The sequence below is a fragment of the Paraburkholderia sp. genome (assembly GCF_035501035.1).
Taxonomy (GTDB): domain Bacteria; phylum Pseudomonadota; class Gammaproteobacteria; order Burkholderiales; family Burkholderiaceae; genus Paraburkholderia.
This window is the reverse complement of record NZ_DATJWR010000162.1, coordinates 1-10,847: the sequence shown is the minus strand read 5'-3', so window position 1 is coordinate 10,847 and position 10,847 is coordinate 1. Positions and strand designations below refer to the sequence as shown.

At 65.1% G+C, this 10,847-nt stretch carries 8 protein-coding genes; 2 read left to right on the top strand and 6 right to left on the bottom strand.

Translation table 11 applies throughout. The features are described 5' to 3' along the window. The first annotated feature begins 493 nt into the window (after positions 1-493). A complete protein-coding gene (gene flhD / locus VMJ11_RS11395) occupies positions 494-814 on the top strand; it encodes a flagellar transcriptional regulator FlhD (RefSeq protein ID WP_158953059.1) in 321 nt (106 codons plus the stop codon). Positions 815-825: 11 nt separating this feature from the next. Beyond that, positions 826-1,428, top strand: coding sequence for a flagellar transcriptional regulator FlhC (gene flhC, locus VMJ11_RS11390; RefSeq protein ID WP_325619522.1), 603 nt, complete (start codon positions 826-828; stop codon positions 1,426-1,428). A gap of 291 nt (positions 1,429-1,719) precedes the next feature. On the opposite strand, the gene VMJ11_RS11385 is transcribed toward flhC, so the two are convergent. From VMJ11_RS11385 to VMJ11_RS11360, 6 genes are all read right to left on the bottom strand, one after another. Continuing rightward, complete coding sequence (locus VMJ11_RS11385) at positions 1,720-2,910, bottom strand: acyl-CoA dehydrogenase family protein (RefSeq protein WP_325619521.1); 1,191 nt, start codon at positions 2,908-2,910, stop codon at positions 1,720-1,722. 81 nt (positions 2,911-2,991) lie between these two features. After that, on the bottom strand, positions 2,992-3,648 hold the full coding sequence (locus VMJ11_RS11380) for a methionine ABC transporter permease (protein WP_325619520.1): 657 nt from the start codon (positions 3,646-3,648) through the stop codon (positions 2,992-2,994). Continuing rightward, on the bottom strand, positions 3,641-4,768 hold the full coding sequence (locus VMJ11_RS11375; RefSeq protein WP_325619519.1) for a methionine ABC transporter ATP-binding protein: 1,128 nt from the start codon (positions 4,766-4,768) through the stop codon (positions 3,641-3,643). The genes VMJ11_RS11380 and VMJ11_RS11375 overlap by 8 nt, the downstream gene beginning before the upstream one ends. A 33-nt stretch (positions 4,769-4,801) precedes the next feature. Next, entirely contained in the window at positions 4,802-5,638 is an 837-nt protein-coding gene (locus VMJ11_RS11370) for a MetQ/NlpA family ABC transporter substrate-binding protein (protein WP_325619518.1), read from the bottom strand. Positions 5,639-5,987: 349 nt separating this feature from the next. Beyond that, the gene (locus tag VMJ11_RS11365) at positions 5,988-7,538 is read right to left on the bottom strand and encodes an efflux transporter outer membrane subunit (RefSeq protein ID WP_325619517.1); all 1,551 of its coding nucleotides are present in this window, start codon (positions 7,536-7,538) and stop codon (positions 5,988-5,990) included. A gap of 25 nt (positions 7,539-7,563) precedes the next feature. Beyond that, complete coding sequence (locus tag VMJ11_RS11360) at positions 7,564-10,749, bottom strand: efflux RND transporter permease subunit (protein ID WP_325619516.1); 3,186 nt, start codon at positions 10,747-10,749, stop codon at positions 7,564-7,566. Positions 10,750-10,847: the final 98 nt, after the last annotated feature.

The following is a 10,847-nucleotide window of genomic DNA, read 5'->3' as shown; positions in this document are numbered from 1 at the left end:
CCCCCTCGTGGAAGCCGCATCAAGGGGTCGGAGTAGATGTTACATTTGTATCTTCATACGTATTAATTCTGCATTGGGCATTTCTTACCTAATCTTATAAATGCTTTCAAAATCTTTATTCGCCTAAAGGCTGATGCCAATCAAATGCAAGATTCGTTGTTCATGCATCGACCCTCCGCTGGAATCCCCAATTGATGCGCCCTTCCGCCGGATACCCATCCCATAAGGGTGCGCGGCACCTTGTCGCACCTCGGCAACAAACTGGAAGAAAAAATTACCGAAACTATTCGTGCGCGATCAATGATTTTTTTATGGCGGGGATTGATTTTCGAGATAAGCCCTCATACAATTCCGCCCAAGGTGTTACGAGTTGTAACACCTTGTATCAGAGAGTCAGACCGGACCAATGAGCCACGGTCGACGATAAGACCAGAAAAGATACAACGGCGAAAAACGCCGGGGGGTTAAATTCGGGGCTTCGGAAACTAGAGAAATGGACCGTAGCAGCGAGACGCTGGAATCTATCCGCGAAATTAATTTGTCGTATCTGATGCTCGCGCAGCGCATGCTGCGCGAGGATAAGCCGGTCGGCATGTTCCGACTGGGACTGTCGTCGGAATTGGCCGATCTGCTTGGCGGTCTGTCGCTCGCGCAGATTGTCAGGCTGGCCTCTTCCGACCAGCTTCTCTGTTTTTTCCGCTTCGACGACCATGCGATGTTGTCCGCGCTCACGCAGACCACGAAGCATGCCGACGTGGCGGCCACTCATGCGGCTATCCTGCTCGCAGGTCAGCCGGCCGGCCAATTCGCCTGAGGGTGACGTCCATGACCACGCGGCGCAGCCTCACCGAAGACGCCCAGGAAGTGTTTCGCGCGATCGCGCTGATCGAGCTGGGCGCGCGCATGCAGGTGCTCGAAAGCGAACTCACGCTTTCGCGCGACCGCATGATCCGCCTGTATCGCGAGATTCGCGGCGTGTCGCCGCCCAAAGGTATGCTGCCATTTTCGGCGGACTGGTACATGACCTGGCTGGCCAACATCCACGCCTCGTTGTTCTATAACACGTACCTGTTCCTGAAGAACGAAGCGCGTTGCTCGCATCTCGACGCGCTCACCAAGGGGTTCCGGCTGTATCTGGAACACTGCCGTCACAGCGGAGCCGAGCCGGCGCTCGATCTCACGCGTGCATGGACCCTGGTGCGGTTTTTTGATGCCGATATTCTGCAGTTGACGCCTTGCTGCCGTTGCGGCGGTAAATTCGTCGCGCATCGCCACGACCTTCAGCACAACGTCGTGTGTGGCGCATGCCAGCCCCCGTCGCGGGCCGGCAAGACGAAGAAGGCGGCTGCAGCGCGACGGGGCGCAGAGCAGACCGAGAGCGACCTTCTGGAAGTCGTAACGCCAGATGGCATCGCCGAGGCTGCATAAGCGTAGGAGAGCAGATCCGGGTCAACCGGACACGAGACCAAGACGCGAAACCGTCCGGTGCCTGAGCGCACCGGACGGCGAAGCGCTTTCCGAAGCACTTTCCCGCAACCGCCCACTCGCCGGCGCGCGCCAACAACCCTCCCCTGCCGATACCGTCCAGTTCCCGCTGAAGCCCTGCCACACGAGCCACAGGTCCGCCGCCGGGATCACTACGCGCACCAGGCATGCGAGCATGCGCGCACGCTCGATCGTCGAAGTTGACGCGACGCTGCGCACGCTGCGTTCAGGTCCTCAAGTGTAGAGCGTCGGCTCCGGCAATTCGCGCGTGAGGACGTGACGGCCCACGTCACGCAGGCGGTAGTCGAGCGGATCGTGCAGGGTATGCACGCGCGCGTTGCGCCAGAAACGGTCGAGCGCGAGCGCGGCGCCCGTGGCGCGCGCGCCGCAGGCTTCAAACAGTTGCTCGCCGGCTTCGAGCGCGGCGCGATGCGCGACGATCTTCGCCTCCGAAATCGCGAGCGAGACTTCGGCACGCGTGGCGGCGCCGAGCGCCTCGCCTTCGTCCCATGCGCCATCGAGCAGCGCCGCCGCGCGGTCGGCCAGCACGGCCGCCGCGAGCGACTGGACGCGCATCTCGCCGAAACGCTGCTGCAGGTACGGATCGTCGGTCACATGGCTCACGCCCGCGTTGACCCACGGCCGGCCGTTCGCGAGCACCCAGGCGCGCGCTTCCTCGAGCGCGCCTTGCGCGAGACCCACGAAGAGATTCATTAGCACACCTTGTGAGACGAGCGTGCGTAGCGTGGCCCGCGGCGTATCCGGCCGCTGCAGGACCTCCGCGGCGCGCACTTCCACGTTGTCGAACGACACCGTGCCGCTATCGGTCTGACGCTGGCCGATCGGGTCCCAGTCGTCGTGCACGGTAATGCCGGCGCGCGCGGTGGGCACGACCGCGAATACCGGGTTGCCCGTCGCGGGGTCGTGCGCGCTCACGGTCATCATCTGCGAACCATAGGTGCCCGAACAAAATCCCTTCCTGCCGTGCAGGCGCCAGCCGCCTGCACCGTCTGGCTGCGCAACGAGCCGCGTGTCGAGCGGATTCACGGCATTGCCCCACCACCAGCGGTGCTCGACGGTGCCTTGCAGCCAGTCCGCGCGCTGCGCGGGGCTGCCCCACAATTCGATGCTCGCCACCTGGAGGTACTGAAAGCCGAGCAGATGCGCCAGCGCGCTGTCGACACGCGCGATCGCGCGGATGGTCGCGTAGACCTCGCTCCAGCGCACACCGTTCCCGCCGAACTGGCCGCCGAACTCTCGCGGCACCGCGAGCGTGAGCAGCCCCGCATCGGCGATATGTTGCTTTTCGGCCGCCGCGTGGCCGCCCGCCAGGTCGCGTTGCGCCGCATTCGCGCGCAATGCTTCCAGCAGCGCCGCGAAACGCGCCTCCTGTTCCCGCTCGCGCGGCCGCAGTGCTTCGTCCATAACCGTATTTCCCGAGTGAAATGCCCAAAAAGCGAAGCGCGCAGCGGGGGCTGCGCGCGTCATGTCGAACGCCTGCGCCTCTCAAGTTCGCCGCAAAAGACGCCGCACGAGCAGGTCGCCCGTGGCCTGCACGGCCGCGACGATCGCGATCAGCAGCACGATCACGGTGACCATGACCGTCGTGTCGAAACGCTGATAGCCGTAGCGTATCGCGAGATCGCCCAGGCCGCCCGCGCCGACGGCACCCGCCATCGCCGAGGAGCCGATCATTGCCACCACCGTAATCGTGAAGCCGCCGAGCATGCCGGGCAGCGCCTCGGGCAGCAGCACATGCCATACGATATGGCGGCGCTGTGCGCCCATCGCCTGAGCAGCCTCGATCAGGCCTCGATCGACTTCGCGCAGGCTCACTTCGGCCACGCGCGCAAAGAAGGGAATCGCCGCGATGGAGAGCGGCACCACGGCCGCCCACACGCCAATGGTCGTGCCAACGAGAAAACGCGTGAGCGGCAGCAACGCGACCAGCAGGATGATGAAGGGCGTCGAGCGGAACGCGTTGACGACGGCGCCCAGGGTCGTGTTGAGCGCGGGGCGCTCGAAGATGCCGCCGCGCGCGGTCGTCACCAGCAGCAACGCGATCGGAATACCAATCAGGAGTGCGAAGATAGCCGATACGCCGACCATCAGCAAGGTATCTCGAATGCCATCGATCAGCTCGGAAATCCACAGATCAGACATAGCCGAGCACCTCCACGCGGCAAGCGTGCCGGCGCGCTTGCACGGCGAGCGTGCCGGCCTCGTCGGCGCTACCTACCGGCGCCGATACGACGAGCCGTCCTTGCGCGCGCCCCTGGATTCGCTCGATGCCGCCATGTACGAAGCGCACGCCCTGTGCACCGAACGCCTGTGCCAGCGCCGCGAGTTCGGGCTCCTGCGCGGCTTCGCCCGTGAAGCGCACGTCGAACAGCGCGTGCGCGCCCGCTTGCGGCGAACCGTTCAGGCGAGCGGCCAGATCGTCGGGCAGCTCGTGGCCCGGCGTATGCAGCAGTGCGCGCGTCGCCTCGTGCTGCGGATCGCCGAACACACGCCACACCGGTCCTTGCTCGACCACTTCGCCACGTTCGATCACCGCGACCGTATCGCACACATCGCGTATCACCTCCATCTCGTGCGTGATGAGCACGATGGTGACGCCAAGCCGCCGGTTGATGTCGCGAAGCAGTGCAAGGATGGCGCGCGTGGTTTCCGGATCGAGCGCAGACGTCGCCTCGTCGCAAAGCAGAATATCGGGCTCGTGCACGAGCGCGCGCGCAATGCCGACGCGCTGCTTCTGACCGCCCGAAAGACGCGCGGGCCATGCATCCCGACGCTCGCTCAGGCCAACGAGATCGAGCAGCGCGCTCACGCGTGCCTCGATCGCCGCCTTGGGCACGCCCGCGATTTTCAGCGGCAGTGCAATGTTCTCGTACACCGTCTTCGCCGAAAGCAGGTTGAAGTGCTGAAACACCATGCCGATGCGCCGCCGCAGCGCTACGAGCGCGCGTTCATCGAGCGCGCCGACGTCGACGCCATTCACCCGTACGCTCCCGCCGGTGGCCTTTTCGAGGCCGTTCACGAGCCGCAGCAATGTGGACTTGCCTGCGCCGCTGCGCCCGATGATGCCGAACACCTCGCCGCGCGCCACCTGCAGATCGACGCCGGAAAGCGCCGCCTGCGGGGCTTTTGCTTGCGCGCCCGCATAGACCTTGCCAACCTGCTCGAACACCACTGCGGGCGGCGCGGCATCGGCATTGCGCGCCGCCTCGCCCGCCGCCGGGCCCGCCTCGATGAAGCGCGCCGTCCTGAACCATTTCATCATCGTTGCTCCTCGTGCATGAATCGCGCGCGCCGCTTACCACGCGACCGCGTAGAGGTTGCCGAAGGCCTTGTCGAGTTCCTTGCGCACGGCCGGCGAATGCTGATAGATGTCGATGAACTTGCGGATGCGCGGATCGTTCACGCTCTCGGGCCGCACGACGAACTGGAGCGCGAACGCCTTGTTCTCGACGCCGTCGAACAGCAGCGCGCTATTCGGATCGATCGTGCCCGCAAGCTTGATGAAACTCGGGTAGCCCTGGGCAAGATCGACGTCATCGAGCGAACGCGCGAGTTGCGACGCTTCGAGCTGCACGATTTTCAGGTGCTTCGGATTGGAAACGATATCGAGCGTCGTGGCGCGATAATCCACGCCGGGCTTGAGCTTGATGAGGCCGGCTCGCTGCAGCAGCAACAAGCCACGTCCGCCGTTCACGGGATCGTTCGCGATGGCCACGGTCGCGCCATCCTTCAGGTCTTCGAATCGCTTTACCTTCTTCGAATAGAGGCCGATCTTCATGATCGTGCCCGGCGCGATGGCCACGAACTTGTACCCACCCTGTTTCTCGGCGTTTTCCAGAAACGGCGTGTGCTGGAAGTAATTGACGTCGATGTCCTTGTTGGCCAGCGCGGCGTTGGGCGTGTTCCAGTCGGTGAACTCGATGATCTTCACATCCACGCCCTGTGCCTTCGCCTCGCGGGCCGCTTCCTGCAGTGCGGGCGTTTGCGGCGTGGTGGCGATGCCGACCTTGAGCGTGGGGGTGTCCGCGTGCGCGGGAAGCGTCGCTGCTGCAAGCGTCACGGCCAACACGGTTAGCAGGCCGAAACGCTGAAAAAAGGAAAGGCGCTCAACGGCGCGCACGGCACGATTCATCGCGGTCCTCGAATGGAAGTTGGACTTCGTTCAGTGAGGAGCGACGCGATGGGGTGGACGCACAAGACGCCTGCGCGCGGCTGGCGCCACGCCGCCCATCGCGCTTGCTCCAGATGGGTCCAAACGATGATAGGGGCGCGGCAGCGCGTGGTCTACGAACGGATTGCGCAAAGGAAATCGCCGCGCACGATATGTGCGCGGCGGTACCGGCGGCGCGGCGCGAGCCTGCTCAGGCTTCTTCGGCCGGCCTTTGCGGGCCTTGGTGGCCCTTGGCGGGTTTAGCCTGGCTTTGGCGGGCTTCAGCAGGCTTTAGCGGGCGTCAATGGGCTTCAACGACCTTCGGCAAGTCTCAGCGCGCGGCGAGCGGAGCGGGCGGTGGAACGGCGTCGCCGGGCTTCGCGTCGCCCCACCCGCCGCCCAGCGCGCGGATCAGATTGACGGTCGCAACGGCTTGCGAGCCCTCCAGATGGCTCGCCTGCAATTGCGATACGAGCACCGTGCGCTCGCTGTCGATCACGTTCAGGTAGCTCACCTCGCCCTCCTCATACTGCGTGCGCGAGAGATGCGCCGACTGCTGCGATGCGCTCACCGCATCGTTCTGCTCGTGGATCTGGTCGTCGAGCAAGCGCAGGTCGGAGAGATTGTCTTCGACCTCGCGGAAGGCCACGAGAACCTGTTGCCGGTATTGCGCGACGTCTTCGTCGTACTTCGCGCGCGCCTGCGCGAGATTCGCCTTGCGGCGTCCGCCGTCGAACAGCGGCACCGTAAGCGCCGTGCCCGCGAACGGGCCAAGCAGGAACGCTCGGCTCGACCACATGAACAGATCGCCGAGCGTGGCCGACTCATAGCCGAAAGCACCCGTGATGTCGAGCTTCGGGAAGAACGCCGACTTCGCGAGGCCCACACGCGCATTTGCGGCCGCCATCGCGCGCTCGGCCGCGGCAATGTCGGGACGGCGTTCGAGCAGCGTGGAAGGCAGGCCCGGCGGCACATGCACGAGCACCGGCGCGAGCGGCGTTTCCGGAAAGCTGAAGTCCGCGGGCGCCATGCCGAGCAAGATTGCAAGACTATGCTCCGAAGCCGCGCGCTGGCGCGCGACACCTACCGCATCGGCACGCGCGCTCGCGAGTTCGTTGCGCGCCTGGGCCACGTCGAGCGCGCTGATGTCGCCTTCCTTGAAGCGCCGCTCGACGAGCTTGAGCGCGTCTTCGCGCAGCGCCACCGTGCGGCGGTACAAATCGACATCGGAGTCGAACTGGCGCAACTGGAAGTAGTTCTGCGCCACATCGGCCTGCAGCGCGAGTTGCACGGAGCGGAACAGTGCTTCGCTTTGCTGGGCGTCCGCCTGCGTCGCGTGCACGTTCGAGCTCACGCGGCCAAACAGGTCGGCTTCGTAGCTCGCCGTGGCCTGTGCGCGCCAGAGCGTTTGTGCCGGCACATTCGCGTTCTGCGGCAGGTATTGCGAAGCCGGCGAAGCCCGCTCGTAGGTCGGGCCAAAGCCCGCATCGAACGACGGGAACCAGGAAGCGCGCGCGGCCTGCGTCACGGCACGCGCCTGCTGCACGCGCGCAGCGGCCGCCTTCAGGTCCTGGTTCGCATCGAGCGCCTGCTGTTCGAGCTTGTCGAGCGTCGGGTCGCCGAACACGGTCCACCATTCGCCGCGATGGGCGTCGTCGGCGGGCTGCGCGGGCGTCCACGTGCCCACGTCGTGCGGGCCCGCAGGCGCTTGCTGCGCCTCCTTGAATGCCGTGGGCACGCCCGCGTCGGGGGCCTTGTAGGTCGGTTCGACCGAGCACGCCGCGAGCCAGGCGAGCAGCGCGACGCCGGTCGCGACCCGCGCGAGACGCCAGCCGGAGTGCGTGCTGCGCGCGTTCTCGCGCAAGACTGAATAGTTAGTCATCTTTATCATTCTCCCGTATTGCGCCTCAGGCATCGACCATCGGCTGCGGGCTGCGCGCATTGTCCTTCTGCGCAACATGGATCTTGCCGCCCGCGATCGTGCGCAGCACCACATAGAACACCGGCGTGAGCAGCAGACCGAACGCCGTTACGCCCAGCATGCCGAAGAACACGGCCACGCCCATCGCATGACGCATCTCGGAGCCCGCGCCACTGGAGAGCACGAGCGGCACGACGCCCATGATGAACGCGATGGACGTCATCAGGATCGGGCGCAAACGCAGCCGGCTCGCTTCGATGGCCGCCGTGAGCGGCGTGTGGCCGTCGTGCTCCAGCTCGCGCGCGAACTCGACGATCAGGATCGCGTTCTTCGAGGCGAGGCCCACGAGCACCATCAAGCCGATCTGCGTGAAGATGTTGTTGTCGCCCTGCGTGAGCCACACGCCGGTCAGCGCGCACAGCACGCTCATCGGCACGATCAGGATCACGGCGAGCGGCAGCGTCAGGCTCTCGTAGAGCGCGGCGAGCACGAGGAACACGAGCAGCACGCTGATCGGGAACACCCAGATGCCCGAGTTGCCGGCAAGGATTTGCTGATACGTGAGGTCGGTCCATTCGAACTTCACACCACGCGGCAACACTTCTGCCGCGATGCGTTCGGCCGCGGCCTGCGCCTGGCCCGACGAGTAGCCCGGCGCCGGGCCGCCGTTGATGTCGGCGGCGGTGTAGCCGTTGTACCGCACCACCATTTCCGGACCATACGTGGGTGTGACCGTCACGAGCGAAGAGAGCGGCACCATCTCGCCCGCGGCGTTGCGCGTCTTCAGTTGCAGGATGTCGTCGGCTTTCTGGCGGAACGGCGCATCGGCCTGCACGCGCACCTGGTACACGCGCCCGAAGCGGTTGAAGTCATTCACGTAGAGCGAGCCAAGATAGATCTGCATCGTATTGAAGACGTCCGTGACCGGTACGCCCAGTTGCTTGGCCTTCGTGCGGTCCAGATCCACGTTCAGTTGCGGCACGTTGATCTGGTAGCTCGAGAACGTCGGGCCCAGCTCCGGCGTCTGCGCCGCGCGCTTGACGAAGTCCTGTGTCGCGCGGTTGAGCGCCTCGTAACCCAGTGCACCATGATCCTCCAACTGCATCTTGAAGCCGCCGAGCGTGCCGAGGCCAAGCACCGGCGGCGGCGGGAACACCGCGATGAACGAATCCTTGATGCCCGCATACTGCTGGTTCAGCGCGCCCGCAATCGCTCCCGCCGAAAGCGCCTTGCCCTTGCGGTCCTTGAACGGCTTGAGCGTGACGAACACGATGCCCGCGCTCGAGCTATTGGTGAACCCGTTCACCGAAAGGCCCGGGAACGCCACGGCGCTTTCCACGCCGGGCTGCTTGAGCGCGATCGCGCTCATGTCGCGAATCACGTTCTCGGTACGGTCGAGCGCGGCGCCGTTGGGCAACTGCGCGAACGCGATCAGATACTCCTTGTCCTGCGCGGGCACGAAGCCGCCCGGCACCACGCGCGCCATCAGCACGGTCGCGCCGATCAGCACAACGTAGATCGCGAGCATCGCGCCCTTGTGGCGCAGCACGCCATGCACGCCGCGCCCGTAGCTTTCCGAACCGCGATGGAACAGCCTGTTGAAGCGCCGAAAGAAGCCGCCGAGCACGCGGTTCATCACGCGCGTGAGCCAGTCTTCCTTCGCATCGTGGCCGCGCAGAAGCAGCGCCGAAAGCGCGGGTGAAAGCGTGAGCGAGTTGAACGCCGAGATCACCGTGGAGATCGCGATGGTCATGGCGAACTGCTTGTAGAACTGCCCCGTGAGGCCGCTCATGAACGCGAGCGGCACGAACACGGCCACGAGCGTTAGCGCAATTGCGATGATCGGCCCACTCACCTCCTGCATCGCCTTGTAGGTCGCGTCCCGCGCGGATAGCCCGCTCGCGATGTTGCGCTCCACGTTCTCCACGACCACGATCGCATCGTCCACCACGATCCCGATGGCGAGCACCATGCCGAACAGCGAAAGCGCGTTGATCGAGAATCCGAACGCGAGCAGCAGCGAGAAGGTTCCGACGATCGACACCGGCACCGCGATGAGCGGAATGATGGAAGCGCGCCACGTTTGCAGGAACACGATCACGACGATCACCACGAGCGCGATCGCTTCGAGCAGCGTGTGCACGACGGCTTCGATACTCGAGCGCACGAACTGCGTGGGGTCGTAGACGATGCGATAGTCCACGCCCGCCGGCATGTCCTCCTTGAGTTCCTTCATCGCCGCGCGCACCTGGTCGGAGATCGCGAGCGAGTTCGCACCCGGCGCCTGGTTGATGGCGAGCGCCACGGCCGGCTTGTTGTCGAGCAGCGAGCGCAGGCCGTATTCGGAAGCGGCCAGCTCGATGCGTGCGATGTCGCGCAGGTAGGTCACGCCGCCATCCGGGTTCGTCTTGACGATGATGTCGCCGAACTCGCTTTCCGTGCGCAGACGGCCGCGCGCGTTCACATTCAGCTCGTACGGGGTGCCGGGCACGCTGGGCGACGCGCCGATCACGCCCGCAGCCACCTGCACGTTCTGCTCGCGAATCGCGTTGACCACGTCGGTCGCGGTGAGATTGCGCTGCGCCACCTTCTGCGGATCGAGCCAGATACGCATGGCGTAGTCACCCGCGCCCCACAACTGCACCTCGCCCACGCCGCGGATGCGCGCGAGGCGATCCTTCACGTTGAGCAGCGCGTAGTTGCGCAGGTAGGTCATGTCGTACTGGTTGCTAGGCGAGATCAGGTGCACCACCATCGTGAGCGTGGGCGAGCTCTTGATCGTCGTGATGCCGAGGCGCTGCACGTCTTCGGGCAGGCGCGGCAGCGCCTGGTTCACGCGGTTCTGCACGAGCTGCGTGGCCTTGTCGGGGTCGGTGCCGAGGCGGAACGTGACCGTGAGCGTGAGGTTGCCGTCGCTGTTCGCCTGCGACTGCATGTAGAGCATGTCCTCGACGCCGTTGATCTGCTCTTCCAGCGGCGCGGCCACCGTCTCGGCGATCACCTTGGGGTTCGCGCCCGGATACTGCGCATGCACGACCACCGAAGGCGGCACGACTTCGGGGTATTCGGAGATCGGCAACTGGAACAGCGCGATCACGCCGGCCAACAGGATCAGCACGGACAGCACGCCCGCGAAGATCGGCCGGTCGATGAAGAATTTCGATATGTTCATGGGTTGCTCGCTTTCTGGGCGCTCGTCGAGCGCCTGGTGCGTGTTTGGGGTTTGCTCGGGTTTGCTCGGGTTTGCTTGTCGCGGGCTTGGGGCTTTGG

What these genes read in the sequence shown, in the direction of transcription:
- flhD (WP_158953059.1), top strand. Translation starts at nt 494, where the DNA reads ATGGACCGTAGCAGCGAGACGCTGGAATCTATCCGCGAAATTAATTTG.
- flhC (WP_325619522.1), top strand. Translation starts at nt 826, where the DNA reads ATGACCACGCGGCGCAGCCTCACCGAAGACGCCCAGGAAGTGTTTCGC.
- VMJ11_RS11385 (WP_325619521.1), bottom strand. Translation starts at nt 2,910, where the DNA reads ATGGACGAAGCACTGCGGCCGCGCGAGCGGGAACAGGAGGCGCGTTTC.
- VMJ11_RS11380 (WP_325619520.1), bottom strand. Translation starts at nt 3,648, where the DNA reads ATGTCTGATCTGTGGATTTCCGAGCTGATCGATGGCATTCGAGATACC.
- VMJ11_RS11375 (WP_325619519.1), bottom strand. Translation starts at nt 4,768, where the DNA reads ATGATGAAATGGTTCAGGACGGCGCGCTTCATCGAGGCGGGCCCGGCG.
- VMJ11_RS11370 (WP_325619518.1), bottom strand. Translation starts at nt 5,638, where the DNA reads ATGAATCGTGCCGTGCGCGCCGTTGAGCGCCTTTCCTTTTTTCAGCGT.
- VMJ11_RS11365 (WP_325619517.1), bottom strand. Translation starts at nt 7,538, where the DNA reads ATGACTAACTATTCAGTCTTGCGCGAGAACGCGCGCAGCACGCACTCC.
- VMJ11_RS11360 (WP_325619516.1), bottom strand. Translation starts at nt 10,749, where the DNA reads ATGAACATATCGAAATTCTTCATCGACCGGCCGATCTTCGCGGGCGTG.